At 72.1% G+C, this 25,524-nt stretch carries 29 protein-coding genes, 1 pseudogene and 1 riboswitch; of the genes and pseudogenes, 19 read left to right on the top strand and 11 right to left on the bottom strand.

Annotated features, from left to right (window positions below; translation table 11 throughout):
• Positions 1-17 precede the first annotated feature (17 nt).
• From ABZ906_RS10805 to ABZ906_RS10775, 7 genes are all read left to right on the top strand, one after another.
• The gene (locus ABZ906_RS10805) at positions 18-983 is read left to right on the top strand and encodes an ABC transporter permease (RefSeq protein ID WP_361380202.1); all 966 of its coding nucleotides are present in this window, start codon (positions 18-20) and stop codon (positions 981-983) included.
• Positions 976-1,854, top strand: a complete 879-nt coding sequence (locus tag ABZ906_RS10800) for an ABC transporter permease (protein ID WP_361380199.1) — start codon at positions 976-978, stop codon at positions 1,852-1,854. The genes ABZ906_RS10805 and ABZ906_RS10800 overlap by 8 nt, the downstream gene beginning before the upstream one ends.
• Before the next feature lie 71 nt (positions 1,855-1,925).
• Positions 1,926-2,843 (top strand): ABC transporter ATP-binding protein, encoded by a 918-nt coding sequence (locus ABZ906_RS10795; RefSeq protein WP_361381396.1) that lies wholly within the window; start codon positions 1,926-1,928, stop codon positions 2,841-2,843.
• Complete coding sequence (locus ABZ906_RS10790) at positions 2,836-3,591, top strand: ATP-binding cassette domain-containing protein (RefSeq protein ID WP_361380196.1); 756 nt, start codon at positions 2,836-2,838, stop codon at positions 3,589-3,591. The genes ABZ906_RS10795 and ABZ906_RS10790 overlap by 8 nt, the downstream gene beginning before the upstream one ends.
• 146 nt (positions 3,592-3,737) lie before the next feature.
• Positions 3,738-4,595 carry a phosphatidylinositol-specific phospholipase C/glycerophosphodiester phosphodiesterase family protein gene (locus ABZ906_RS10785; RefSeq protein ID WP_361182956.1) on the top strand — a complete coding sequence of 286 codons (858 nt, stop codon included), beginning with the start codon at positions 3,738-3,740 and terminating at the stop codon, positions 4,593-4,595.
• A 135-nt stretch (positions 4,596-4,730) separates the two neighbouring features.
• Positions 4,731-4,925: a hypothetical protein gene (locus ABZ906_RS10780; RefSeq protein ID WP_160503040.1), complete on the top strand. Its 195-nt coding sequence runs from the start codon at positions 4,731-4,733 to the stop codon at positions 4,923-4,925.
• A gap of 100 nt (positions 4,926-5,025) precedes the next feature.
• Positions 5,026-6,606 carry a hypothetical protein gene (locus tag ABZ906_RS10775; RefSeq protein WP_361380193.1) on the top strand — a complete coding sequence of 527 codons (1,581 nt, stop codon included), beginning with the start codon at positions 5,026-5,028 and terminating at the stop codon, positions 6,604-6,606.
• A gap of 22 nt (positions 6,607-6,628) precedes the next feature.
• On the opposite strand, the gene ABZ906_RS10770 is transcribed toward ABZ906_RS10775, so the two are convergent.
• The 5 genes from ABZ906_RS10770 to ABZ906_RS10750 all read right to left on the bottom strand — a co-directional run bounded on the left by ABZ906_RS10770 (position 6,629) and on the right by ABZ906_RS10750 (position 10,483).
• The gene (locus ABZ906_RS10770) at positions 6,629-7,549 is read right to left on the bottom strand and encodes a hypothetical protein (RefSeq protein WP_361380190.1); all 921 of its coding nucleotides are present in this window, start codon (positions 7,547-7,549) and stop codon (positions 6,629-6,631) included.
• Complete coding sequence (locus ABZ906_RS10765; RefSeq protein WP_361182951.1) at positions 7,546-8,100, bottom strand: RNA polymerase sigma factor; 555 nt, start codon at positions 8,098-8,100, stop codon at positions 7,546-7,548. Before ABZ906_RS10765 ends, ABZ906_RS10770 begins: the two co-directional genes overlap by 4 nt.
• Before the next feature lie 86 nt (positions 8,101-8,186).
• Complete coding sequence (locus ABZ906_RS10760; protein ID WP_361380187.1) at positions 8,187-9,377, bottom strand: phosphodiester glycosidase family protein; 1,191 nt, start codon at positions 9,375-9,377, stop codon at positions 8,187-8,189.
• Between the two features lie 209 nt (positions 9,378-9,586).
• Entirely contained in the window at positions 9,587-9,943 is a 357-nt protein-coding gene (locus tag ABZ906_RS10755; RefSeq protein WP_361380184.1) for a DUF779 domain-containing protein, read from the bottom strand.
• 33 nt (positions 9,944-9,976) lie between these two features.
• The gene (locus tag ABZ906_RS10750) at positions 9,977-10,483 is read right to left on the bottom strand and encodes an ATP-binding protein (RefSeq protein WP_361182946.1); all 507 of its coding nucleotides are present in this window, start codon (positions 10,481-10,483) and stop codon (positions 9,977-9,979) included.
• 257 nt (positions 10,484-10,740) lie between these two features.
• On the opposite strand from ABZ906_RS10750, the gene ABZ906_RS10745 reads away from it, so the two are divergent.
• Both ABZ906_RS10745 and ABZ906_RS10740 read left to right on the top strand, forming a co-directional pair.
• A complete protein-coding gene (locus ABZ906_RS10745; protein ID WP_361380181.1) occupies positions 10,741-11,451 on the top strand; it encodes a TetR/AcrR family transcriptional regulator in 711 nt (236 codons plus the stop codon).
• A gap of 67 nt (positions 11,452-11,518) precedes the next feature.
• Complete coding sequence (locus ABZ906_RS10740) at positions 11,519-12,673, top strand: NAD(P)/FAD-dependent oxidoreductase (protein ID WP_361380178.1); 1,155 nt, start codon at positions 11,519-11,521, stop codon at positions 12,671-12,673.
• Positions 12,674-12,685: 12 nt separating this feature from the next.
• Here ABZ906_RS10740 and ABZ906_RS10735 read toward each other — a convergent pair whose 3' ends face one another.
• Entirely contained in the window at positions 12,686-13,609 is a 924-nt protein-coding gene (locus ABZ906_RS10735) for an alpha/beta hydrolase (RefSeq protein ID WP_361380175.1), read from the bottom strand.
• Positions 13,610-13,709: 100 nt separating this feature from the next.
• Here ABZ906_RS10735 and ABZ906_RS10730 point away from each other — a divergent pair, with 100 nt between their 5' ends.
• Positions 13,710-14,120 (top strand): helix-turn-helix domain-containing protein, encoded by a 411-nt coding sequence (locus ABZ906_RS10730; protein WP_361380172.1) that lies wholly within the window; start codon positions 13,710-13,712, stop codon positions 14,118-14,120.
• Between the two features lie 61 nt (positions 14,121-14,181).
• Here ABZ906_RS10730 and ABZ906_RS10725 read toward each other — a convergent pair whose 3' ends face one another.
• Both ABZ906_RS10725 and ABZ906_RS10720 read right to left on the bottom strand, forming a co-directional pair.
• Complete coding sequence (locus tag ABZ906_RS10725) at positions 14,182-14,967, bottom strand: SAM-dependent methyltransferase (protein ID WP_361182937.1); 786 nt, start codon at positions 14,965-14,967, stop codon at positions 14,182-14,184.
• A gap of 119 nt (positions 14,968-15,086) precedes the next feature.
• The gene (locus ABZ906_RS10720; RefSeq protein WP_361380169.1) at positions 15,087-15,938 is read right to left on the bottom strand and encodes a LysR family transcriptional regulator; all 852 of its coding nucleotides are present in this window, start codon (positions 15,936-15,938) and stop codon (positions 15,087-15,089) included.
• Positions 15,939-16,178: 240 nt separating this feature from the next.
• Here ABZ906_RS10720 and ABZ906_RS10715 point away from each other — a divergent pair, with 240 nt between their 5' ends.
• Positions 16,179-16,988 carry an EamA family transporter gene (locus ABZ906_RS10715; RefSeq protein WP_361381393.1) on the top strand — a complete coding sequence of 270 codons (810 nt, stop codon included), beginning with the start codon at positions 16,179-16,181 and terminating at the stop codon, positions 16,986-16,988.
• Between the two features lie 72 nt (positions 16,989-17,060).
• Here ABZ906_RS10715 and ABZ906_RS10710 read toward each other — a convergent pair whose 3' ends face one another.
• The gene (locus ABZ906_RS10710) at positions 17,061-17,921 is read right to left on the bottom strand and encodes a bifunctional 5,10-methylenetetrahydrofolate dehydrogenase/5,10-methenyltetrahydrofolate cyclohydrolase (protein ID WP_361380166.1); all 861 of its coding nucleotides are present in this window, start codon (positions 17,919-17,921) and stop codon (positions 17,061-17,063) included.
• Between the two features lie 22 nt (positions 17,922-17,943).
• A riboswitch (ZMP/ZTP riboswitch) is annotated at positions 17,944-18,029 on the bottom strand.
• A 168-nt stretch (positions 18,030-18,197) separates the two neighbouring features.
• Here ABZ906_RS10710 and ABZ906_RS10705 point away from each other — a divergent pair.
• The 6 genes from ABZ906_RS10705 to ABZ906_RS10680 are packed head-to-tail and all read left to right on the top strand — an operon-like array spanning position 18,198 to position 22,059.
• The gene (locus ABZ906_RS10705) at positions 18,198-19,211 is read left to right on the top strand and encodes a DMT family transporter (protein WP_361380163.1); all 1,014 of its coding nucleotides are present in this window, start codon (positions 18,198-18,200) and stop codon (positions 19,209-19,211) included.
• Between the two features lie 44 nt (positions 19,212-19,255).
• Complete coding sequence (locus tag ABZ906_RS10700; protein WP_361380160.1) at positions 19,256-19,759, top strand: methylated-DNA--[protein]-cysteine S-methyltransferase; 504 nt, start codon at positions 19,256-19,258, stop codon at positions 19,757-19,759.
• Positions 19,760-19,812: 53 nt separating this feature from the next.
• Entirely contained in the window at positions 19,813-20,547 is a 735-nt protein-coding gene (locus ABZ906_RS10695) for a 2OG-Fe(II) oxygenase (RefSeq protein WP_361380157.1), read from the top strand.
• Positions 20,544-20,846, top strand: coding sequence for an Ada metal-binding domain-containing protein (locus ABZ906_RS10690; protein WP_361380154.1), 303 nt, complete (start codon positions 20,544-20,546; stop codon positions 20,844-20,846). The genes ABZ906_RS10695 and ABZ906_RS10690 overlap by 4 nt, the downstream gene beginning before the upstream one ends.
• Complete coding sequence (locus tag ABZ906_RS10685) at positions 20,843-21,406, top strand: hypothetical protein (RefSeq protein ID WP_361380151.1); 564 nt, start codon at positions 20,843-20,845, stop codon at positions 21,404-21,406. The genes ABZ906_RS10690 and ABZ906_RS10685 overlap by 4 nt, the downstream gene beginning before the upstream one ends.
• On the top strand, positions 21,403-22,059 hold the full coding sequence (locus ABZ906_RS10680) for an alpha-ketoglutarate-dependent dioxygenase AlkB (RefSeq protein ID WP_361182924.1): 657 nt from the start codon (positions 21,403-21,405) through the stop codon (positions 22,057-22,059). Before ABZ906_RS10685 ends, ABZ906_RS10680 begins: the two co-directional genes overlap by 4 nt.
• A 9-nt stretch (positions 22,060-22,068) precedes the next feature.
• On the opposite strand, the gene ABZ906_RS10675 is transcribed toward ABZ906_RS10680, so the two are convergent.
• On the bottom strand, positions 22,069-22,689 hold the full coding sequence (locus ABZ906_RS10675) for an L-threonylcarbamoyladenylate synthase (protein WP_361182922.1): 621 nt from the start codon (positions 22,687-22,689) through the stop codon (positions 22,069-22,071).
• 102 nt (positions 22,690-22,791) lie between these two features.
• Positions 22,792-23,550: a protein phosphatase 2C domain-containing protein gene (locus tag ABZ906_RS10670; protein WP_361380148.1), complete on the bottom strand. Its 759-nt coding sequence runs from the start codon at positions 23,548-23,550 to the stop codon at positions 22,792-22,794.
• 176 nt (positions 23,551-23,726) lie between these two features.
• On the opposite strand from ABZ906_RS10670, the gene ABZ906_RS10665 reads away from it, so the two are divergent.
• A complete protein-coding gene (locus ABZ906_RS10665) occupies positions 23,727-24,683 on the top strand; it encodes an AraC family transcriptional regulator (RefSeq protein WP_361380145.1) in 957 nt (318 codons plus the stop codon).
• Between the two features lie 173 nt (positions 24,684-24,856).
• Positions 24,857-25,423, top strand: a pseudogene (locus ABZ906_RS10660) (dioxygenase); the annotation flags it as partial.
• Positions 25,424-25,524 lie beyond the last annotated feature (101 nt).

The following is a 25,524-nucleotide window of genomic DNA, read 5'->3' as shown; positions in this document are numbered from 1 at the left end:
AGCTCCCCTGGGGGCCGATGGCGCGCATGACGGGACGGCGGGCCCTGTTCGCCGTCCCGGTCCTGCTCGCCGTGACCTTCGGCGTCTTCGCGATCGCCGCCGCGTCCCCCTTCGACCCCGTCAAGGCGTACGCGGGCACGGCCGGACTCACCGCGTCACAGGAGAACCTCGACCAGCTGCGCCGCAACCTCGGCGTCGACCAGCCGCTCGTGCAGCGCTGGTGGGACTGGCTCACCTCGGCCCTGAGCGGCGACCTGGGGGACTCCAGCACCCTGCGCCAGCCCGTCGCCGACGTCATCGGCGAGCGCATCGGCTGGTCCGTTCTGCTCGCCGCCACCGCGTTCCTGCTCGCCATCGTCGTCGGCACCACGCTCGGCGTGCTCGCCGCGCGCCGCCCCGGCGGCTGGCTCGACCGGGCCGTGACCTCGCTCGCCTACACCCTCGAAGCGGCCCCGCCGTTCTGGATCGGGCTGCTCGCCGTCTGGCTGTTCGCCCTGAAGCTGGGTGTGCTGCCCTCGGGCGGGCTCACGGACACCGCGAGTTCGGCCGTGACCGCCGGGCAGGTCGCGAGCCATCTCGTGCTGCCCGCCGCCGTCCTCGCGATCTCGCAGCTTCCGTGGTTCGTGCTCTACGTACGCCAAGGGGTCGGCGACGCACTCGGTGACGACCCGGTCCGCGGCGCACGCGCGCGTGGCCTCGCCGAACGGACCGTGCTGCTCGGCCACGCCCTGCGCTCGGGCATGCTGCCGGTGCTCACCCTGATCGGCTCCCGCGTGCCCGAACTGATCACCGGGGCGCTCCTGGTGGAGACCGTCTTCAGCTGGCCAGGCATCGCGGCGGCCACCGTGTCGGCGGCGACCGCCGTGGACTTCCCGCTGCTCGCCGCGCTCACCGTCCTCGCCACGGCGGCGGTGCTCCTGGGCAATTTGCTGGCCGACCTGCTGTACGGCCTCGCCGATCCGAGGGTGGGATTCGATGGCTGAGACGACGACATGGCGCGCCTCCATGGGGAACGCCTCCAAGAGCCGCTCCACGCGCGCGTGGCGGGTGGGTTCCTCCGTGGTGATCGTCGCCGCGGTCGTCCTCGCCGTCCTCCTCGTGCCGCCGCTGGTGAACCTCGACGAACAGGCCGTGGACCTCGCGGCCAAGCTGCGGCCGCCTTCTTGGGAGCACCCCTTCGGCACCGACGACGTGGGGCGCGATCTGCTCGTGCGCTGTGTGTACGGGCTGCGGGTCTCCCTGCTCGTGGGCGTGGTGGCGGCGGTCGTGGCGACCGTCATCGGCACCGCCGTGGGCGCGCTCGCCGCCGCGTCGGGCGGCTGGGTGGACCGGATCGTGATGCGGCTCGTGGACGTCTTCTCGTCCGTGCCGCATCTGCTGCTCGGCATCTTCATCGTGGCGATGTTCCGCCCCGGCGTATGGCCGGTGGTCGTCTCCGTCGCGCTCACCCACTGGCTGTCCACGGCCCGCATCGTGCGCGCCGAGGTCCTGTCGCTGCGCTCGCGCCCGTACGTCGACGCGGCCATCTCCGGCGGCGCCTCGCGCCTGCGGGTCATCGTGCGCCATCTGCTGCCCGGCGTGCTCCCGCAGGCCGGACTCGCCGCCGTCCTGATGGTGCCGCACGCCATCTGGCACGAGTCCGCGCTTTCCTTCCTCGGGCTCGGACTCCCCACCCACCAGGCCAGCCTGGGCACCCTCGTGCAGAGCGCGCGCGGCTCGCTCCTGGCGGGGGACTGGTGGCCGACGCTCTTCCCCGGCCTCTTCATCATCGTGCCCACCCTGGCGATCGCGGGCCTCGCGGGCGCCTGGCGGGAACGGATCAATCCCCGGCGCCGATCGGAGCTGATGCTGTGACCGAGCCCGTCTCGTCCCCGTCCCCAGTGCCCCCAGTGCTCTCGGTACGCGGCCTCTCCGTACGGTTCCGGATGCGCGGCGGCACCTTCGTGTCCGCCGTCACCGATGCCTCCTTCGACCTCGCGGCGGGGGAGTGCCTGGCCCTCGTCGGGGAGAGCGGCTGCGGCAAGTCCGTGCTCGCCTCGGCGCTGCTCGGGCTCCTTCCGCAGAACGCGGAGACCGCCGGGTCCGCGCTCATCGGCGACGTGGATCTGATGACCGCCGACGAGCGCACCCTGGCCCGCACGGTCCGGGGGCGGCGCGTCGGACTCGTGCCGCAGAGCCCGGCCGCGCATCTGACGCCGGTGCGCACGGTCCGCGCCCAGCTGGAGGAAACGCTGCGGGAGCTGACGGGCGCGCGCCGCCCGGAGCTGCGGAAGGCCGCCGAAGCCGCCGCGGAGCGGGCCGCGTTCCCCGCCGGGCACCTGGACCGCTACCCGCACGAGCTCTCCGGCGGCCTCGCCCAGCGCGCCGCCACCGCACTCGCGCTCATCGGCGACGCGCCGCTGCTGCTCGCCGACGAGCCCACGACGGGCCTCGACCGCGACCTCGTCGACCGCACGGTGGACGAACTGCGGCGGCATGTCGGCGAGGACCGCGCGCTGCTCCTGATCACCCACGACCTGGCCGCGGCCGAGCGGATCGCGGACCGCGTCGCCGTGATGTACGCGGGCCGCATCGTCGAACTCGCCCACGCCGAGGACTTCTTCGGCGCGCCCGGCCCCCGCCACCCCTACGCGCGCGGCCTCCTGAACGCCCTTCCGGAGCGGGAGTTCACGCCAATCCCCGGCATGCCGCCCGAACTGTCCGCGCTGCCGGGCGGATGCGCCTTCGCGGCGCGCTGCCCGGCGGCGGACGAGGCCTGCGAGGCCGTGCCGCAGACCGCGGACGGCGTCGCCTGCCACCACCCCCGCCCGGCGGCGGCCGTCCTGGAGGCCCCTCATGCTTGAACTGCGTTCCGTCACCGCCGGATACGACCGCCGTGCCCCCGTCATGCGCGGTGTCGACCTCACCCTCGCACCCGGCGCCTCCGTCGGCCTGCTCGGTCCCAGCGGCTGCGGCAAGTCGACCCTGGCCCGCGTCGCCGCCCTGCTGCACAGGCCCGACGCGGGCCGCGTCGTCATCGACGGCGAACCCGCCCGCGGCTGGCGGCACCGCGCGCCCCGCGCCCAGCGCACCGCCTTCGGCGTCGTCTTCCAGCAGCCCCGCCTCTCCGCCGACCCGCGCCTCACCCTCACGGACCTGATCGCCGAGCCGCTTAGGGCGAACGGGCGCGGAGCCGAAGCCGCCGCGCGTGCAGGGGAGTTGGCGGTCACGGTGGGCCTCGGCGCCGACCTCCTGGGCCGCAGGCCGCACGAGGTCAGCGACGGGCAGCTGCAGCGTGCCTGCCTGGCCCGCGCTCTGGTGCTCCGCCCGCGCTGGCTCATCTGCGACGAGATGACGGCAATGCTGGACGCCTCGACGACGGCGGCGCTCGTGCACGCCGTGGAGGAGTACCGGCGCGAGAGCGGTGCGGGGCTGCTCGCGGTCGGGCACGACCGGGTGCTCCTGGAGCGGTGGTGCGAGCGGACCGTCCACTGGGACGAGCTGGTCTCAGGCGGTACGAAGGCGGCCGGGCGCGACCCGGAAAGCGACCTCGAAGCCGACCTCGACGCAGGCCCGGACGCCGACCGTGAGGCGGAGCCCGAGGTGGCCTGAGGGGCCCGCGGGGGCGTGGAGTTCGGGGAGTTAACGCAGGGCGTCGATAGCGCCAACTCCCGTCGCGACGGGGTTTCTTGACGCGGGCATGGCCTCATACTCACTGAGGCCCGACCCGCCGTCCCTCGCCTCTTACTGGAGTCTCCGTGGCACTCATCACCCGTCGTAGAGCCCTCACCATCGGTGCCACGCTCGCCGGCACCGCGGCCGTCCCCGCGTACGCCCGGGCGAGCGAGCGCGGCCACGGCCCGCGTCCCCTCGTCCGCGCCCACGCGCACAACGACTACGAGCACCCCCGGCCCCTCTTCGACGCGCTCGACCACCGCTTCGGCAGCGTCGAGGCCGACATCTACCTCGTCGACGGCGCTCTCCTGGTCGCCCACGACCCGATCGACCTCGACCCCGCCCGCACCCTCGAATCGCTCTACCTGGACCCCCTGGCCGCCCGCGTGCGCGCCAACCACGGTTCCGTCTACCGGGGTTACCACCGCACCCCCTTCCAACTCCTGATCGACATCAAGACCGAGGGCGCGGCGACGTACCTCGAACTCGACCGCCACCTGCGCCGCTACCGGCACCTGTTCACCACGTACTCACACGGCAAGGTGCGCCGCGGCGCCGTGACGGCGGTGGTGTCCGGCGACCGGGCCGCCCGCGCGCCGATGGAGGCCCAGCGGGTGCGGAGCGCCTTCTACGACGGCCGCCTCGCCGACCTGGGCAGTGCGGCGCCCGCCTCGCTCATCCCGCTGATCAGCGACAACTGGACGCTCAACTTCAGCTGGCAGGGCGTCGGCGCGATCCCGGCCGCCGAGCGCGACAAGCTGCGCGGCATCGTCTCGGCCGCCCACAAGCGCGGCCAGCGCGTCCGCTTCTGGGCTACGCCCGACCTGCCGGGACCGGCGCGCGACGCGGTGTGGGGCGAGCTCCTGGCCGCCGGAGTCGACCACTTGAACACGGACGACCTCGCGGGCCTGGAGGCGTTCCTCGACGCCCACGGGCAGTAGCCCCCGGCGCCGCCGAAGCAACGCCCCGGCACATAACACCCGTTCGGAGGACATGCCGGTCGCCCGGACGGTCCCTCCGCTGCGCCACACTCGGCCCAGAGCCGCGGTGTGGACGTGGCGGAGGAGGTTGTCCCCATGGCCATTTCGGTCTCTGTGGTGCTGCTGCTGGTGATCCTCGCAGTGGTCTTTCTGCGCAACGGCGCGCTGAAGTTCTCGCACGCCCTGGTCTGTGCGCTGCTCGGCTTCTATCTGGCGAGTTCGAGCATGGCGCCGACCATCCACAACGGGGTCACGGCCGCCGCGGACATCGTCAGCGGCCTTCAGCCATGACCCGGCCATGACGTCATGAGTCAGCCATGATCATTGCGTGTTCATGAACAACTGTCACCTTTCCATGGACACTTCAAGGCCTCGGCCCTAGCTTCGGCCCATGCCGCGTCGCAGAACCCTCAGCAGTGCCCTCGCCCTGACCGCACTCACGGTCTCGGCCGTGTCCTTCGCGTCTCCCGCCCGGGCGGACGACATACCGAAGGCGCCGGGGCACCGACTCGTCGACCAGTACACCGGCACACCCGCCGACGCCCGCCCCCTGCCCGGCGAACAGCCGCCCCAGCACCCGCACCTCGCGGCCAACGGCCGCAGCGGGATGCACGCGGACGCGGCGGGCAGCGGAACGTACCCCTGGAACGGGCCGCTGGGCAAGAAGCCCGAGGTCGGCAGCGAGAAGATGGCCGCCCTCGGCGGTGAGTGCGCCACCGTCACCTTCGACAAGGCAGGCCGCATCGTCACCGTCTGCGGCACGTTCACCGGCTTCCTGGTCAAGCTGCTCGACCCGGACACGATGGACACGCTCGCCGAGTACAAGCTGCCGCAGCGCCCCTCCACCGTCGAGGCCATCACACGCCTGGACTTCTCGAAGATCTTCAAGGACACCTCGGGCGGCGCCTACTCCTACCTCGACGACCAGGACCGGCTCGTCCTGGCCGACTCGCGCCAGCACATCGTCCGGCTCGCGCACGAACAGACGGCGGACGGCGGCTGGCGGTTCGTCGTCGACAAGGACTGGGACCTGACGGCGCACGTACCGCACGACTGCGTGAGCTGGACGAACCTCTACCCGAGCGGGGAATGCGACCCGGTCACCTCGGTCATGCCCGACTGGGAGGGCCGCATCTGGTGGGTGACCCGGCAGGGACGGGTCGGGACCGTCGATCCGAAGTCCGGCGACATCCGCTCGGTCCGCTTGGAGGGCGAGGAGATCCAGAACTCGTTCTCCGTCGCCGAGGACGGCGTCTCGATCGTCTCCGACCACGCGCTCTACAGCTTCCGGACCACCGCGGACGGCACCCCGAAGGCCGTCTGGCGCCAGACCTACGACCGGGGGACGGGCACCAAGCCCGGCTCGGTGAACCAGGGTTCGGGCACCACGCCCGACCTCTTCGGCCAGGGCGACGACGACTACGTGGCGATCACCGACAACGCCGACGACCGCATGAACGTCCTCGTCTACCGCAGGGGCGACGACATCGCCGACGACAAGCGCCTCGTCTGCAAGGTCCCCGTCTTCGGCTCCGGCGCGTCCACCACCGACAACTCGCTGATCAGCTGGGGCAACAGCCTCGTCGTCGAGAACAACTACGGCTACGAGAACATCACCTCGCTCACCTTCGGGCGCAGCGTCGTCGGCGGCGCAAGCAGGATCGACGTACGCGAGGACGGCAGCGGCTGCGACCCCGTGTGGGAGAGCGACGTCCGCGCCCCCTCGAACGTGCCCAAGCTCTCCACCGCCTCCGGGCTGCTGTACTTCTACACGAAGGAGCCGAACAGCCTCGGCATCGATGCCTGGTACCTGACGGCCGTCGACTTCCGCACCGGCGAGACCAAGTGGAAGCGCCTCGCCGGCACGGGCATCGCCTACGACAACAACTGGGCGCCGATCACCCTGGGGCCGGACGGCACCGCGTACGTAGGGGTCTTCAACGGTCTGGTGGCGGTGCGGGACGCCGAGTGACGGCGCCCCGCCCGCCCTGCGTTCAGCCGACGCGCTCGGCCGGGCCGACCTCCAGCCAGGTGTAGCGGTCCGAGGAGCCGCCCTTGCCATGGTTCTTGTGGGTCGTCTCCAGGAGGAGGCCGGTGTCCGGGTCGACGATGTAGCGGTCCGTCATCCGGTACTTCACGTCCTTGCCGGGACCGGTCGAGAACCCGACGGTCGACCACCTGATCTCGAAGGCGACACCCTGACGCCCCTTGCTGTCCTTGACGTCACCGATCAGCTTGACGCCGGAGGTGTCCGCGAGGACCCGGAAGAGGGCGGCACGCAGTCCGGGGCTCGCGGGTGAGTCCTCGAGGAGGGCCGTCACCTGGTGGCGGCGACTCTCGGCGTCCCTCGGGAAGAGCGCGGTGAGCGCCTTCTGTCCCGTGGGCAGCTTGTCGAGTGCGGGCCAGGTCAGCCACTTCTTGCCCACGGGCCACTTCTTGGTCTTGCTCCCCTTGCCGGGACCGTGGACCGTGCCGGTCGCGTCCACCGTCCAGATGCGGCCCGCCCGGTCGAAATAGGTGGTCGTCGTCGCGCTCCCGTCGTCCTGGTTCACCGTCTCCATACGGACCTTCCAGTACGGGGACCTCGCCGCCGGGGCGTCCGCCGCGACATCGGCCATGTCGTCGAGGAACTGGGCCGCCGAGGCGGTGGCCGCAGGCGTGCCGCCCAGGTCCAGGACCGGATACGCGACGGCTCCCGCGGCGATGGCCGCCACCGCGGCCGCGGCGACCAGCAGCCTCCGCCGGCGCCCAGCCGTACGAATGCGCAGCGGGACGACGGCCGTATCGCGCCGTGCGGCGCTCGCCACGGCGGTCTGCGCCGCCGCCACCACTTCCGGGGCGGGCGGCGCGACGGCGCCCGCCGAGATCAGTTCATCGGCACCGGGAAAGTCGAGCAGGTCGCTGCGTTCGGTCATGTCAGTTCTCCGGTCAGCTTGAGGGGTGCGCTCGCGCGCAGCCGGGTACGGGCGCGGTGCAGCCGTGAACGAGCCGTCCCCGCGGGGATGCCGACCGCCGCGGCGGCCTCGCCCGGCGTGAGCTGCTCCCAGGCCACCAGAAGCAGCAACTCCCGCTCCTGCGGCGGCAGTCCGGCAAGCAGCTCGCGCAGACGCGGCGCCACCGCGGCCGCGTCGAGCCGGGCGTCCACCGCCTCCCACGGGTCGTCGCCCCGGCTCTCACCGGGCGGCCCCGGCCGCTGCTGCGCGAGCCGCCGCCAGTGCGCCGACAACACGTTGCGGGCCACACCGAACAGCCAGGCCCTCGCGGGACCGCGGGCCGCGTCGAAGCCGTGCCGGGCCGCGTACGCCTGTAGCCACAGCTCGGCGAGCAGATCGTCGGCGGCAGCGGGTGCCCGCCGTGCGAAGTAGCCGTGGAGAGCCGCCGAGTGGCGTACCACCAGCGGTTCGAAGGCTGCCGGGTCCCGCGCGGTGCGGGCCAGCAGCTCCTCGTCATCCAGGTCCGTGGTCACGGGACCTCCGTATCCGTACCGCCGGTCGGCGGTCTCACCCCCTACTTGTCGGGAACCCGGAACCGCGTTCGCGTCCGCGCCGCCGGCTAGCCACGCGAGAACACACCGATGCCGTTCGCGACCGGGCGTTCCGCGCCGCCGCTGGGGTTGTTGCGTACGGTGACCGCCTCCGCGCCCGGCGCCCGCGCGACCAGGGTGGCGGTGGCGGACGAGACCAGGGTGGAGGAACCCCCGCCGTCCAGGCTGAAGCCGTCCTGCGCGCCCAACCCCCGCAAGGTGTCCGCCACTTCGGCGACGGTCAGCCCCGTACGGAACTCGGGGGAGCCGTCGAGGGACAGGAGCAGGAGGCGCCGGCCGTCGTCGGAGATCCCGGCCGCCGTGCGCACGGCCGAGGTGGCGGGGTCGAGGCCGGGCAGCGGGGCGCCGCCGCGCAGGACCGGATAGCCGCCGAGCGCGAAGCGCAGCGGCATGCGTGACTCGGTGGACACCAGGCGGTGCCAGACGTGCACCCGGTCGCCGATCGAGAGTTTGCGCAGCTCCTGGGCGCCTGCCTCGCGTCCGACGAGGACCGTGCTGCCGGCGGCCACCGGACCGCTGCCGGGGGTGCCCGCGGACTCCACGACACGGCCGGCACGCACCGTCACCTCATGGGTGTCCGTGCTGCAGGGTGCGCCGCGGTTCGTGTCGGTGCCGCAGGTGGAGCGCACCCGTGAGGTGCGGCCCCAGTCACTGGTGAACGCGCCGACGGAACCCACCGGGAGCGCGTACTGATTGAGCCCGCCGAGCGGCAGACGGGTCTGCCCGATGCGGACTTGGCCTTCGAGGCGGAGGCTGTCCAGGCGGGCCCGGCCGTCGTAGCCCACGCCGAGCACGGCCTCGGTGGTCACACCCGGAGGCATCGCGGGGCCGAAGCGCTGCCCGTTCGGCACCGCCCCCTTGAGGGCGTGACCGCGTGCGACCGCGGGACCGACGGGAGCGCCCGTCGCTTCGACGCCCGGATGCTGGGTCTCGGAGATGTTGAAGAAGTCGCCGTTGATCCCGCCGACCGCCCCCGCTCCGTCCGCGAGAGTGGATACGGCGGAACGTGCGCCGACTTCACCCGGATAGAGCAGGCCGACGCTCGTCCGCGTATCCCTGAGGTCGACGTCGAGCACGTGCGCGCGCGTCGTGCCGTGGGACGCGGAGATGTCGAAGTTCCAGTACTTCACGCCCGGCGCGATCTGCGAAACGCCCCTTTTTCCGGGCGCCTCCACACCGCCGGCCGGTGCCGCTCCCATCAGAGCGGCACCGGCCAGCGTGCCGAATGCCGTCAATACCGAGAGCGCCGCCCTCGCCGATCTGAACCGTCTTGAGATGTGCTTGCGGCGTGTCGCCACCATGCCCCCTGAGCTCTGACTGCCGACCAACTGCCTCAGTGTGATGGCCGGTCAGATCGCGCACCAGAGGGCCGCGCCGGACGGGTGCAGGGTGGGTGGCGAGCGGGTGGCTAGGCGTCCACCAACCGGGAACGGATGAGGAAACGTACGCCTTCCGGGGCTTCGAGCGAGAATCCGCTGCCGCGGCCCGGCACCACGTCGACGATCAACCGGGTGTGACTCCATACGTCGTACTGGCTCTTCGACATCCAGAAGGTGACCGGTTCGGCCACGCCTTCGACGGCCAGCGAGGCCAGGCGCACGTCGGAGTCGCCGGTCCGGAACTCGCCCTCCGGGTAGCACATGGGCGCGCTGCCGTCACAGCAGCCGCCGGACTGATGGAACATCAGCGGGCCGTGGGCCTCCCTCAGTCGCCGCACCAGATCGGCGGCGGCAGGGGTCAACTCCACGCGTGGGGTATCGGTCATGGGCTGCCGCTCCTCGTCGAGACGGAAGCCCAGTCAACTGCGGGCAAGGTTGCGAGGACGTTGCAGCGACCGGGGCCCGGTCCCGGTGCCGGTCCGGGGCAGGGGCCGGGGCTCGAAATGCCGCAGGGCGAGCACCGCACGGACGGCCTTGCCGCGCCGGCCGCTACCGACGACCTCCAGACGCGCGGCGAGGTGCCGCACCATCGCGAGGCCCCGTCCGCTGTCCCGCTCGGTGCTCGGCCTGAGGACCCGTGGGCCTTCGGGGCTCGCGTCGTGGACCTCGACGGTCACATGGTCGTCGGACACCTCAAGGCGCAGGCGGCAGGGGCTGCGGCCGTGCTGGGTGGCGTTGGTGACAAGTTCGGACACGATCAGCGTGGCATCGTCCACCCGTTCGGCATCGACTTCCGACAGGTGCCCGCGGGACCTGGTCAGGAACGCGGAGGTCAACCTCCGGGCCCGGCCGGCCGACGCGGCTTCCTGCGGCAATGCGTACTCAACGCGGGTGACATGCCGATGGGCGCGCTGGTGCGCACGCATGGCGACTCACTTCCCTCCCCTGGGACGACCGGTGTGCTCGCGACGGAAACAGCTCACCGCGCCCGGCGTATCTGTTGCATGGTCGATCCTGCCCCACGGTGATGCCCGCCCCTGCTGATCGCCAATCAAGCTCCTGCGTACGCGAACGCCCCCGCGCGGCGGAAGTGCGGACTCCGCGTGCGTTCCTTCGAGAACCTGTGAACGAACATGTTCGCTCCGAACATGCACGTAACGAACATGTTCGTTACAGTGGTCGTATGACAGCTCACTCCGATCACTCCGGTGCCCCCCGCAGCCGCCGCGAGCGCCCGGCGAAGCCGGCCCTGACGCGGGCCGGGATCGTCGCCGCCGCGGTGGAGATCATGCGGGCCGAGGGCTTGGGCAAGGTGACCATGCGCCGCCTCGCCCAGGAGCTCGACACCGGGCCCGCCTCCCTCTACGTCTACGTGCGCAACACCGCCGAACTGCACGCCGCGATCCTCGACGAACTGCTCGGCACGGTCGGGGCGGAGCCGGTCGAGGGCGACTGGCGCGAGCGCCTTGAGCAGGTGCTCACCTCCTACACCGGGGTGCTCTTCCGGCACCGCGGTCTCGCCAAGGCCGCACTCGTGGCCCGGCCGCGCGGTGAGCACTACCTGCGGCTCATCGAAACGCTGCTGGCCCTCCTCGACGAGGGCGGAGTTCCGCCGGGGCAGGCGGCCTGGGGCGTCGACCTGCTGTTGCAGTACGCCACCGCGACCGCCGCCGAGCATGCGCCGGGCGACCGGGACGCCGAGGTCGCCCAAGGGGAGTGGGACGCCGTAGCCAAAGCGCTGCGGGGCGCGTCCGAGCAGACCCACCCGCACGTCGCAGGCCTTGCCGGTCAGCTTCTCTCCGGCCGGCCGGAGGCCCGCATCTCCTGGGGCTTCCGCGCGCTGATCAACGGAATCCTGCACACGCCCGTCCCGGACGACGGCGACCGGAACTGAGCGCTGACAAGTACAACGCACCAAGCACCACGCACCAAGCACCACGCGCCACGTAAGGAGCAACGCCATGAGCACCCACCACCCTCAGCACCCTCACCCCCACCACCCCATCGCCATCGTCGGCGCGGGCCTCGGAGGTCTCACCCTCGCCCGCGTCCTGCACGTCAACGGCATCGAGGCCGCCCTGTACGACCTGGAGGCCTCCCCGGCCGCCCGCGGTCAGGGCGGCATGCTCGACATCCACGAGGAGTCCGGGCAGGCCGCCCTGCGCGCCGCCGATCTGTACGAGCAGTTCCGCGCGCTCATCCACCCCGGCGGTGAGGCCATGCGCGTCCTGGACAAGGACGCCGTGGTCCGCATGGAGGAGGCGGACGACGGCGACGGCGGCCGCCCCGAGGTCGAGCGCGGCCAGCTGCGCGACCTCCTGCTCGGCTCGCTGCCCGAGGGCGCCGTCCGCTGGGGCGCCAAGATCACCGGGGCGCGTCCTCTCGGCGGCGGCCGCCACGAGGTGACCCTCGCCGACGGTTCCGCCTTCACCACCGACCTGCTGATCGGCGCCGACGGTGCCTGGTCGCGCATCCGCCCCCTGGTCTCGGACGCCACCCCCGCCTACTCCGGAATCTCCTTCGTCGAGGTGGACCTCCTGGACGCCGACGCCCGCCATCCGGAGAGCGCCGCCGTCGTGGGCGGCGGCATGTTCTTCGCGCTCGGCGCGGGCAAGGGATTTTTGGCCCACCGCGAGATCGACGGCAGCCTGCACGTCTACACCGCACTCCAGGTCCCGGAGGACTGGATCTCCTCCATCGACTTCACGGCCACCGACCTCGCCAAGGCGTCCGTACTGGAGCACTTCGCCGACTGGGACAAGAGCCTCCGGGCGCTGGTCGCCGACGCCGACGGATCACTGACCCCGCGCCGCATCCACGCCCTCCCGGTCGGCCACCGCTGGGAGCGCGTGCCGGGCGTCACGCTGCTCGGCGACGCGGCCCACCTCATGTCCCCCTTCGCGGGGGAGGGCGCCAATCTCGCCATGTTCGACGGCTCCGAACTCGCCCGTGCCGTCGCCGCGCATCCCGGCGACACCGAAGCCGCGCTGGCCGCCTACGAGAAGGCGCTGTTCCCCCGCGGCGAGAACGCCGCCGCCGAGTCCGCCGACAGCCTCGTCCGCATCTTCCGGGCCGACTCGCCGCAGGGCCTGCTCGACATGTTCGCCGGCAACTAGGGCCCTATGGGCCTAGCCCTGACGGCCGTGGAGATCGGCGGCGAGGAACGGTTCGAGCACGTCGAGCAGGGCTCCGGGGCGGTCGAGGGGGATGATGTGGCCGCAGTCCCGGATCAGATGGCCCGTCAGATCGTCGGCGAGGGGCCGCACCTGTCGTTCGAGGGCCGCCCCGACGGGGTGGGAGCCGATCGTCATCGTGGGCATGGTCAGCCGGGCCTGTCGCGCGGCGTCCCGGATCTGCCGCCCGCTCGCGGGCATGGCCCGGTAGTGCGAGAAGGCACAGCGCAGGGCCTCGTGGCCGGTATAGGCGGCGAGGAAGGCGTCCCTGACGCGCTCGGGGATGCCACGGCCGCGGGTGCCGGTGTGCAGGAACCAGTCGATGTACTCGGCCTCGTGCCCGGCCAGGACGTTCTCGGCGAGCCCCGGCACCGCGTGGAAGCCGAACCACCACGGCGGACCACCGGCCAGAAAGTCCTCCGCGCCCGGCAGGGGCCCCAGAAGTGACTCCATGACGATGAGCCGTCGTACGAGATCGGGTCGTCGCAAGGCGAGAAGGAAGGCGGGCGGTGTGCCCGCGTCGATGCCGACGACCGCCGCGGTCCGTTCTCCGAGCGCGTCGAGTATCCCCTCGGCGTCGGTCGCGAGGTTGTCCGCGTCATAGCCGTCCGCCGCTCGTGTACTGGCGCCGAGTCCGCGCAGGTCCGGAGCGATGACGCGGTGCCGCAGGGCCAGCCGGGGCATGATCTCGCTCCACAGCTGCCAGGTGTGGGGGAAGCCGTGCAGCAGCAGGACGGCGGGGCCGGTGCCGGAGACCGCCACGTTGACCGTGATGCCGTTGGTGGTGATCTGGCGCAGGGCGATCTCGGGGGCGGCGTCAGGGGCGTTCTCGGGGGCGGCGCAGGGGACGGCGTGCTCGGTCCGGGGGAGGAGGGGCATGGCGAAGCTCCGAATTGGTTACCATTGGTGACCACATGAGGCTAGGTAACCCTGTCTGGCCTGCCAAGAACGCACTTTCCCGACAGGTGGTGAGCCCGGGGTGACCACCCCTCCCGAGGCGGGGCCGCGCGGCGATCTCTTCGATCCCGACTGCCCGACGCGCCGCCTGCTCGACCGCATCGGCACCAAGTGGACGTCGATGGCGGTCAAGGTCCTCGCCGAGGCCGAGCCGCACGAGGTGCGTTTCGCCGAACTGCGCCGCCGTATGCCGGGCGTCTCGCAGAAGATGCTCTCCACGACCCTGCAGGGCATGACCCGCGACGGCCTGGTCGCCCGCCGGGTGGAGCCGACCGTGCCACCACGCGTGCACTACCGCCTGACCGCCCTCGGGCTGTCCCTGGAGGGGCCGCTCGCCGCCGTCAGGGCGTGGGCCGAAGAACACATGACGGAGATCGACCGCGCCAACGAACGCAGCGACGCGGCGGCGGCCGACGGCCCGGGCGACGACTGAGGCGCCCGGACCGTCCCTGTCTCTGTCGCTATCCCTGTTCCTGTTCCTGCGCCCGTGCCTGTCAGGGCTTGCGCGCCACCGCGGCGTAGATCCCGCTGCCTTCCGCCTCCGGCCGCGCGGTGTCCCGGAACCACTCCGGGGCCGTCACCAGGCCGGGCTCCACGATGTCGAGCCCGTCGAAGAAGCGGCTGACCCCGGCGCGGTCGCGGAACCCGAGCTGGATGCCGCCCTTCGCATACTCCGCGGTGACCTGCGCCGAGAGCTCCGGGAAGATGTCGGACGAGGCGTGCGAGAGCACCAGGTGGCTGCCCGACGGCAGGGCGTCGACCAGCGTGCGCACGATGCCGTACGGGTCCTGGTCGTCCGGCAGGAAGTGCATGAGCGCGATCAGCGAGAGGGCGATCGGGCGGTCGAAGTCCAGCAGGCCGCGGGCGTGATCCAGGATCTCGAGGGGCTCGCGGACATCCGCCTGGATGTAGTCGGTCATCCCCTCCGGGCGGCTGACGAGCAGGGCCTCCGCGTGGCGCAGCACGATGGGGTCGTTGTCGGTGTAGACGACCCGCGCCGACGGCACGATGCCCTGGACGATCTGGTGCAGATTCGGCTCGGTGGGGATGCCGGTGCCGATGTCGAGGAACTGGTCCATGCCCTGGGTGGCGAGCCAGGCGGTCGCGCGGTTCATGAACGCGCGGTTCTGCCGTGCGGCGTCCTTGGCCTCGGGCGGCAGCTTCTCGCCCACGGCCTCGTCGACGGGGTAGTTGTCCTTGCCGCCGAGCAGCCAGTCATAGACGCGCGCGGGATGCGGGTTGGTGGTGTCGATCGTCGGCCTGGGCGCATCTGCGGTCATGACGTACTCCGTTGCTGCTGCGTAAGACGCTGGGAGCCGCAGTCTGCCACAGCAACATCACCTTGGGCATGGGTTGTTGGGACTGGAGTCGGTGCAGGTCGCGGAGGGTTGCGGGGGCCTTACGGCCGGTAGAGATCGGTCAGCAGCGCCACGGCCGCGTGCGTCATGGGATGCGGGTCGTGGCGGCGCCAGATGAGGTGCACGGCGATCGGGTCGGCGTCGCGCAGCGGGCGGAACACGACACCGTCGCGGCGGTACTGGTTGGCGGTGCTCTCCGGGGTGAGGCCGACACAGCGGCCCGACGCGATGACGGCGAGCCAGTCGTCGATGTCCTGGGTGTACTCGATCGGGGGGCGGGCCTCTTCGGGCCACAGCTCGGCGGTGGTGGTGCCGGTGCGCCGGTCGATCAGGAGCGTCCGCTCCCGTATGTCGGCCAGCGGGACGGAGCGCCGCCTGGCCCACGGATCGTCGCTCGCCAGGGCGCAGAAGCGGCGTTCGTGGCCGACGGCGGCGCTGGCGAACCGGGCCTCGTTGAAGGTGGTGCGCACGACGGCGAGATCGCACAGGCCCTCGGCGAGGCCGCCGGTCGCGGAGTTCGTCCGGATCAAGTACAGCTCGACGTCCGGATGCCCGGCGGCCCAGCGGCGCTGGAACTCCGCCGTGTGGCGGCCCATCGCGGACCAGGCGTGGCCGATGCGCAGCCGGGTGTGTCCGGTGGTCGCCTCGCGGATGAGGTCATCGGCCTCCGCGAGCAGATGCCGGGCCCGCGCGAGGACCTGCACCCCCGCGGTCGTGGGGGTGACGCTGCGGCTGGTGCGGTGCAGCAGCCGCACCCCGAGCACTTCCTCCAGGCCGCCGAGGGTCCGGGAGACGGCCGCCTGGGAGACGCCCAACTCGGCCGCGGCGTCGGTGAAGCCGCCGGTGTCGACGATGGCGACCAGGCAGCGCAGGTGCCGCAGTTCCAGATCCATGGCCGCAGTCTAGGGATGCGCGGGGCGTACGGATAACCGGAGCGTATGGATAACCAAAGCGTATGGATGAGCACTCCCATGCATTTTTCGTATGCGCGCAAGAGGCGCATCCTGCGGTGCATGCGAACGTCTCAGAGCCAAGCAGCGCCCGTCGTCGCCCCGGGCGGCCCGAGTGACCCGGGCGGCCCGAGCGAACCGGGCGGTCGCCCGGCGGAGGCCCCACGCGGCCGGCTGCTGGGCATGGCGATGATGTTCGGCAGCGGGATCTCCAACCAAGTCGGCGCAGCCACAGGCGCGTTGGCGTTCGACGCCATCGGCCCGGCCGGTGTCGTGGCGGTACGGCAGTGGGTCGCCGGAGTCGTGCTCCTCGCGGTGGGCAGGCCCCGGGTGCGCGCCTTCACCTGGCGCCAGTGGTGGCCGCTGCTGTGCCTGGCGGCGGTCTTCGCCACCATGAACCTCTCGCTCTACACCGCGATCGACCGCGTGGGCCTCGGCCTCGCGGTGACCCTGGAGTTCCTTGGCCCCCTGACGGTCGCCCTTGCCGCGTCCCGCCGCGCCGTAGACCTCGGCTGCGCGGTCGTCGCGGGGGCGGCGGTGGTGGCACTGGCCCGCCCGCAGCCCAGCACGGACTACGCGGGCATCGCCCTCGGTCTGCTCGCCGCGGCCTGCTGGGCGTCGTACATCCTGCTCAACCGCACGGTCGGCGCCCGCCTTCCGGGCGTCGAGGGGTCGGCCGCCGCCGCGGGGATCTCCGGGCTCCTCTACCTGCCGGTCGGCATCGCGGTGTTCGCCCACCACCCGCCCACCGCTACGGCCCTGGGCTGTGCGGCAGCCGCGGGCATCCTCTCCTCCGCGGTGCCGTTCCTCGCCGACCTGCTCGCCCTGCGCCGGGTCGACGCCCGGTTCTTCGGGATCTTCATGAGCGTCAACCCGGTCCTCGCGGCGCTGGTGGGCATGGTCGTCCTGGGGCAGTCCCTCGGCTGGGTGGAGTGGCTGGCCATCGCGGCGATCGTGACGGCGAACGGGGTCAGCGTCCTGAGGCGGTCCTGACACGCGCCCTGCCACCCGGGCGTTGCGCGTGTGCCCGGGTGTCTGTGCGTCCGTGTGTCCGTATGTCCGCGCTCAGTCCAGTCCGAGCTGCCGCGTCGCCGCCTCGACCGTCTGGGCGAGCAGCACGGCGATGGTCATCGGGCCGACGCCGCCGGGGACGGGAGTGATCAGGCTCGCGCGGTCCCGGGCGGTGTCGAAGTCGACGTCGCCGACGTTGCCCGCGTTGTAGCCCGCGTCGATGACCACCGCGCCGGGCTTGATGTCCGCGCCGGCGATGAAGCGCGGCTTGCCGACCGCGGCGATCAGGACATCGGCCTGCCGCACGATCGAGGGCAGGTCGGCGGTGCGCGAGTGGCAGTACGTCACCGTCGCGTCCTTGCCCAGGAGCAGCATGCCCGCGGGCTTGCCGAGGATGGCGCTGCGCCCCACGACGACGGCGTGCTTGCCGGTGAGGTCGACGTCGTACTCCTCGAGCAGACGCATGATGCCGCCGGGGGTGCAGGACACGAAGCCGGGCAAGCCGAAGCCCATCGCCGCGAACGAGTGCATGGTGACGCCGTCGACGTCCTTGGCCGGTGCGATCGCCTCGAAGGCGGCACGCTCGTCGATGTGCGGCCCCACCGGGTGCTGGAGCAGGATGCCGTGCACGGTCGGGTCATCGGAGAGGGCGGTGATCGTCTCGATCAGCTCGGCGGTGGAGACCGAGGCGGGCAGGGCCACGTGCCGCGACTCGATGCCCGCCTTCTCGCAGCGGGCGCGCTTCATCCGGACGTACGTGACCGAGGCGGGGTCCTCGCCGACCAGGACGGTCGCCAGGCAGGGGGACGAACCGGTGCGGCGGCGGATGTCCGCGGCGGTGGCGGAGGCGGTCTCGACGATACGGCGGGCGAGGCCGGTGCCGTCCATCAGGCGAGCTGTCTGCGTCTGGGGCATGTGCCACTCCTGGGCTTCAGGGGGGAGTTGCCCAGGCGCGCGGCATCGACACGAGGTCAGGCCGCTCCCCGGTGGTACTCCACCTCAGCGCCAGTCACGGCCCGCCTCTCACCCTAAAGGACCGCGCGGGCGGCGAGGGTGCTCGCACCCCGGATGTAGTTGTGCTTAACGAAAGTTCAGAACTCTTCGCTTGTCCTTCCAGGTCGGCGGCGGCATCGTTCACTGACAGCGGCCGGAGGACACCGGATGACGACGGCCCGGACAGGGAGGGCAACCGTGAACGGCGTCCCCGGAAGAACATGGGCAGCGGCGAGGGTGGGCGTGCTCGCCCTCCTGTGGGGATCCACCTTCCTCTGGATCAAACTGGCCCTGGAGGGCCTGACTCCCGTGCAGGTCACGCTCCTGCGCTGCGCACTGGGCGCGGGGACCCTGACGGTGCTGCTCCTCGGCACCCGCGGCCGTCACACTCGCGGCCGTGGCACCCGCGGCCGTCTTCCCGCCGGCTTGACGACGTGGAAGCACATCTTCGTCGCCGCCTTCTTCTGCAACGCCCTGCCCTTCGGTCTCTTCAGCGTCGGGCAGCAGACCGTCGACTCCGGGGTGGCGGGCGCGTTGAACGCGACCACCCCGCTGTGGTCCGTTCTCATCGGCCTCGGCATCGGCACGGAACGAGGCCTGCGCCCGGTCCGCCTCGCCGGGCTCCTCATCGGATTCGCGGGTACGACGCTGATCTTCGCCCCGTGGCAGCAGTCGGGGCTGACGAGTTGGGGCGCCCTGGCGATCGTGGGCGCCGCGGCGAGCTACGCCGTCGGTTTCGCGTACATGGGCCATCACCTCGTCGGCAAGGGCATGCCCACGCTCTCCCTCTCCGCGGCCCAGCTGATGGCCGCCACGGGTCTGACGGCGCTTGCCCTGCCGGTCGGCGGCCTGGAGGCGGTCCACGTGGAGCACACGACGCTGCTCGCCGTCCTCGTCCTGGGGATCTTCGCCACCGGCGTCACCTTCCACCTCACCTACCGGATCATCGCCGACGAGGGCGCGACCAACGCGGCGACCGTCGGGTATCTGCTGCCGGTGGTCTCCGTGGCGCTGGGCGCCGTCGTGCTCGACGAGGCCTTCAGCTTCCGGGTGGCCGCGGGCATGGCGGTCGTGCTGATCGGCGTCGGCATGACACGTCGGCAGAAGCAGGACCCGAAGCAGAAGCAGGACCCGAAGCAGAACCAGAAGCCGGACCCCCAGCGTGACGTCCGAATCCCGCCAGCATCCAAGGTCGCGATACCTCACCGTTGAAGAGGAAAGAAGGCACGGAGAGGCAAGGAAAGAGGGAGGTCGCCATGACCGTCCACACGACCGTCACCAGCCCGCTCGGCGAACTGCTCCTTGTGGGGGAGCCGACACGGGACGGCGTCTCGCTGACGTCGCTGACCATGCCCGGCCGGCGCAACGCCCCGGCGGTGCAGGCCGGTTGGGCCCACGACCCCGAGCGCTTCGCAGGCGTCGCACGACAGCTGGCCGCCTACTTCGCCGGTGAACTCACCGCGTTCGAGATCGAGTTCACCCCGAGCGGCACCGAATTCCGGCAACGCGTCTGGCACGCCCTGGAAGAGATCCCTTACGGCACGACCACCACCTACGGCGCCCTCGCTGAGCGGCTCGGCGTGGAACGCGCCGGGGTCCAGGCCCTGGGCGGAGCGATCGGCGCGAACCCGCTGCTCCTGGTGCGCCCGTGCCACCGGGTGATCGGCGCGGACGGCTCCATGCGCGGCTACGCGGGCGGAGTGGAGCGCAAGGTCCGGCTCCTCGCCCACGAAGGCGCCCTGCAGCCCACCCTCGTCTGACCTGCCCCTCGCCCGCCCGCCCCCTGCACGCACGACCACGAAGGGCCCCGACCATGATCGACACCATGCACCCGGCGGACACCGGCGCAGGGGAACGCGTCGCTGCCGGGGACTGGGACGCGCTGACCGCCGAACTCGACGCACACGGCCACGCCCTCACCGGCCGACTCCTGACCCCCGAAGCATGCCGTGACATCGCCGCCCTGTACGACGAGACCGACCGCTTCCGCTCGACCGTCGACATGGCCCGCTACCGCTTCGGCTCCGGCCAGTACCGCTACTTCACCCACGAACTGCCCGATGTCGTGCGGGAGTTGCGCGAGGCGTTCTACCCCCGGCTGCTGCCCGTCGCCCGCGACTGGGCCGCGAAGCTCGGCAAGCCCGCCCCCTGGCCCGAAACCCTGGGGGAGTGGGTGGAGATGTGCCACGCGGCCGGCCAGGCCAAATCCGCGCAGATCCTCCTGCGCTACGGCCCCGGCGACTGGAACGCCCTGCACCGTGACGTCTTCGGCGACATGCTCTTCCCGCTCCAGGTCGTCATCGGCCTCGACGTACCGGGAGCCGACTTCACCGGCGGCGAGTTCATCATGACCGAGCAGCGCCCCCGCGCCCAGTCGCGCGGCTCGTCCACCACCCTGCCGCAGGGCCACGGGCTGATCTTCACCACCCGCGACCGGCCCGTCGCCTCCCGGCGCGGCTGGTCGACCGGGCCGATGCGGCACGGCGTGAGCACCGTCCGCTCCGGTCGGCGGCGCACGCTCGGCCTGGTCTTCCACGACGCGGCGTGATCCCCGCTCCGGACGCCGCGCCACCGGCCCCCCGTACGTACACGCTGTGCGGCCCGGATGGGAAGCCGTACGCCGGCAGCACGCCCGGCACCCCGGGCGGACACCGCCGCGGGCGCCTGTACGGCCGCCTCTGCCCCTCCGCGCTGCGGGCCGTCGCCCGCGGCCCCTACGCCGCCCACCGGGTCTTCTTCCCCGACGAGGCCACCGCGATCGCGGCCGGATACCGCCCCTGTGCGGTCTGCCTGCCCGGTCAGTACGCTCGGTGGAAAGCAGACCCAGAAAGCACCGGCACACCATGAGCATCCTCACGGAACGGGACACCTCCCGCTCGCCCCTGATCGGCGCCGCCGATCTCGCCGCCCACGCGGACCTGCCCGCGCCCGCCGCGCACACCGAAGCCGAACTCGCCGCCCTGATCGGCCTGTTGACCCTGCCGAAGGCGCGCATCGAGACCGTCACCGTCGGCCACGGCCGCGACACCGCGTCCCGTGCCGCCGCCGAAGCCTTCGCCGAGGCGTGGACGGCCCGCGGCGGCACGGTCCTCACCACGGTGAGCTGGCCCGAGACGGCCGCCTCCTGGCTGCGCCCCGCGCACCGCCTGACGGCGGAGCTCCCCGACGCCTGGGTCCTGGCCGCGGCGCCGCTCGGCCTGGCCCAGCTGGCCCGCCGCCTGCGCCACTCCACCGACTGGGACCCGGCCCGCAGCTACGCCTTCGCCTCGCTCCAGGACTCCCGCGTCCCCGCGCTCGCCGGAGCCGACGTGCTCCACGGCCTGCGCGGCGCCACCGCGGACGGCGCGGTCTGGGACGTGCGCCACGGCTGGGTCACCGTCCGCCCGCCCGCCGAGGAGCCTGCGTGAGCGCCCTGATCCCCCGGCCCACCACGGAGATCGCCCCCGGCGCGGTGCACGTGCCGCAGTGGCTCACCCCGGAGCAGCAGCGCGAGCTCGTCACGGCGTGCCGCGGCTGGGCCACAGGCCCGGTGCCGATCCGCCACACCGAGCTGCCGCGCGGCGGGGTCATGTCCGTGCAGACGGTCTGCGTAGGCTGGCACTGGCAGCCCTACCGGTACACCCGCACCGCCGGAGACGTGAACGGCCGGCAGGTCGCCGCCTTCCCGCGGTGGATGGTCGAACTGGGCCGCCGGGCGCTGACGGCGGCGTACGGAGACGGGTCCGCCGCCGACTACACGCCGGACACGGCCCTGATCAACTTTTACGACGGGCAGGCCAGGATGGGCATGCACCAGGACAAGGACGAGCGGTCGTCGGCCCCGGTGGTCTCCCTGTCCATCGGCGACACCTGCGTCTTCCGCGTGGGCAACACCGAGACCCGTACCAAGCCCTACACCGACATCGAGCTGGCCTCCGGCGACCTGTTCGTCTTCGGCGGACCCTCGCGCTACATCTTCCACGGCGTGCCCAAGGTCCACGAGGGCACCGCTGACCCCGACAGCGGTCTGACCTCGGGCCGCCTGAACATCACGATGCGGGTCACCGGCCTGACGGGGTGACCCGGCAGGCTACTCGAACCGCGAGGTGTCGCCCGCGCCGCGCCGTACGATCTCGGCCTCGCCGCCGGAGAAGTCGATGACCGTGGTCGGGCTCGTGCCGCAGTCGCCCGAGTCGACGACGGCGTCCACCTGGTGGTCGAGCCGTTCCTTGATCTCCCAGCCCTGCGTCAGCGGCTCCTCCTCGTCGGGCAGGAGCAGCGTGCTGGAGAGCAGCGGCTCGCCGAGCTCGGCGAGCAGCGCCTGCGTGACGACGTGGTCGGGGATCCGGACCCCGACGGTCTTCTTCTTGGGGTGCAGGAGCTGGCGCGGCACCTCCTTCGTCGCGGGGAGGATGAAGGTGTAACTGCCGGGCGTCGCGGCCTTGATCGCACGGAACACGTCGTTGTCGACGTGCACGAACTGGCCCAGCTGCGCGAAGTTCTCGCAGACGAGGGTGAAGTGGTGGCGATCGTCGAGGTTGCGGATCCTGCGGATCCGGTCCAGGCCGTCGCGGTTGCCCAGCTGGCAGCCCAGCGCGAAACAGGAGTCCGTCGGATACGCGATGAGCGCGCCGGAGCGGATGCTGTCGGCCACGGTGCTGATGCTGCGCGGCTGGGGGTTGTCGGGGTGCACGTCAAAATACTTGGCCATCCGCCGAGCGTACGTGATCGCCACAGCAGTCCCCGGATTCACAGGGGACGCACTCCGGACCGTCGCGCACGCGCGTGCCGCTAGTTGGCGTCCAGTCGTCGTCTAGTCGTCGTCGACGACGGTGATCAGCGCGAGCGTGATGTTGTCGGGGCCGCCGGCGTCGATGGCGGCTTTCCACAGCTCGAAGACCGCACGGCCGCCGTCATGGGCCGCGAGCAGCTCGTCGAGAGTCTCCTCGGGCACGGGGTCGGTCAGTCCGTCCGTGCACACCAGGAAACGTTCACCCCCGACGAGCGGCACCGTGCTGACGTGCGGGGTGACCGCGCTGAACCGGAGCGCACCGCCGAGCGCCTGCGTCACGATCGACGTGGTGCGCCGTCCCGGTGCGGGCGGCGGGCTGTCGTCGACGCTGACCTGGCGCAGCGTGCCACGGGCACCGCCGCGGCCCACGTCGAGCACGCGGCTGTCACCGACGTTGAACACGAGCAGTTCGGAGCCGAGGACCACGACCCCCGCGACCGTGGTGCCCATGGTGGCCAGCTCCGGATCGCGCTCGGCGGCGTCGTACACGGCGTGATTGCAGGCGCTGAGCGCGTCGCGTACGGCCTCTTCGCTGTCGAGGACGGGTCCGAGCGACGCGAGGCGCCGTGCGACGATGCCGCTGGCCACCTCGCCGCCCGGCTGGCCGCCGATGCCGTCGGCGACCGCGACGACGAGGGGGTTGCCGAGCGGGAAGCCCAGGGTCTGCGGGTTCTCGCTCGTGGTCCCGCACAGCGTCCACGGGCCGACGGCCAGGCTGTCCTCGTTCTGATCGCGTACGAGCCCCGGGTGGCTCAGCGCGGTGACTGTTGTGTACGGCATCCTGTCCCGCCTCTCCGCAACGGCAGGCGTATCTCGCCCCACCATTGTCGCGCCGCGAGCCGTCGGCGGCTCAGTTGCTGCCCGTGGTCGCCCTCTGCCCGCCGGTGACCGCGCGTGCCATGGTGGGGGACCGGGCTGGTCTGGACCAGTCTTCGGTCGCGGTGAGGAGCGTACGCATGCGCGGTACAACGGTCTTGCCCGGCGAGGGAAACAGCGGATTACCCGGCGAGGAAGGCATGCCGACGCACCGCCTGGAGGTGCCCATGCCCAATGCGCTGCCGTTCGCCATCGGCACGTTCGACACCATCGGGCCGATGTCGCGCGCCTCCTTCCCGCACCGGCACACCTTCCACGAGATCGTCCACGTCACCGGCGGCACCGGCGAACACGTCGTCGACCTGGCCCGCTTCGCGCTGAGCCCGCCGAACCTGTGCTTCATCGCCCCCGGCCAGGTCCACCACTGGGAGAACGTCAGGGGACTTCAGGGGCACGTCATCCTCTTCACCGACGACTTCCTCCTCGACCACCCGGCGGACCGCCCCGCGCTGCGCGTGCTCGGGCGGCGCTCCTGGCTCGAACTGCCCGACGACGCGGCCGACCGGACCGCGCGGCTCGTCGCCGATCTCGACGGCGAGTACCGGACGGGGGCCGACGGCTTCCAGAGCGTGCTGCGCGCCCTGCTGCACGTCCTCGTGGTGCGCTCGGCACGACTTCCCGCACAGCATCCGGCCGCCGCCGGTGCCGAACCGCGCTCGCGGCCCGGCTCGGTCGCCGCGGAGTTCGTGAGCCTGCTCGCCACCCCGGAGGGCCCTCTGCACTCCGTGCACGCGTGCGCGCGGCACCTGGGCGTCTCCGTGAGCTACCTCGGCGAGGCGGTGAAAGCCTCCACGGGCCGCACACCCGGCGAACTGATCCGGCAGGCCCGCGTGCACGAGGCCAAACGCCTGCTGCTGCGAACGGAGTTGTCGGTACGTCAGATCGGTGTGCGGGTCGGTTTCGGTGATCCGGCCTACTTCTGCCGCTTCTTCCGCCGGGAGACCGGCGCGAGCCCCGGCGACTTCCGGCGCGGCGACGGCGATATTCACCACGACCACCGCCTTGAGTCCATCGCCCGTGCTCGCCCCCTTGCATAGCTTCGGTGCCGATCCGGAACCCACCCCACCCCTCAGGAGGAGCGATGGAGCACGAGATCGGCACGCCCGGAGACGGCACAGATCACCGCGGCGGCAAGGACGGCGGCAGCGGCGGGGACAACGGCGGCGGTCCCAGCCGCAAGACCGTCCTGAGAGCGGCCGCCGCGGTGGGCATGGCCCTGCCCGTGGCCTTCATGGGGGTCCCCGCGCTCGCCAGGACCGCGGGCGAGCGGGGCGTCGCCCCGGAGGCGACCCCGGCCTGCGACGACGGCGACGACCCCACGCCCCCGCAGATGGAGGGACCGTACTTCAAACCCAACTCCCCGCAGCGCACCTCGCTCCTGCAGCCCGGCACACCGGGCGTACGGCTCACCGTCACCGGCTACGTCTTCGGGCGCGCCTGCCGTCCGATACCCCGGGTCCTGCTGGACTTCTGGCAGGCCGACACCTACGGGACGTACGACAACACGGGATTCCGCTTCCGGGGGCACCAGTTCACCGACGCGACCGGCGCGTTCAGGCTCACCACGATCGTGCCCGGCCTCTATCCGGGCCGTACCCGGCACCTGCACGTCAAGGCGCAGGCACCGGGACGGCCGGTCCTCACGACCCAGCTGTATTTCCCCGGCGAGCCGCGCAACAACACGGACCCGATCTTCGACGCCCGGCTCCTGATGAACGTACGCACCGTCGGAAACGCCAAGGAGGCGGACTTCGACTTCGTGCTGAACGTGCCGCAGTGACCCACCCGCGGGGGCGACGTCCTCAGTCGCCCCCCCCCCCCCCCCCCCCCCCCCCCCCCCCCCCCCCCCCCCCCTACCCGGGGTGGGGGGGAGCCCAA

Source organism: Streptomyces sp. NPDC046925 (assembly GCF_040644915.1).
Classification (GTDB): Bacteria; Actinomycetota; Actinomycetes; order Streptomycetales; family Streptomycetaceae; genus Streptomyces.
Note: the sequence above shows the minus strand (reverse complement) of the source record. Positions and strands in the feature narration are given on the sequence as shown.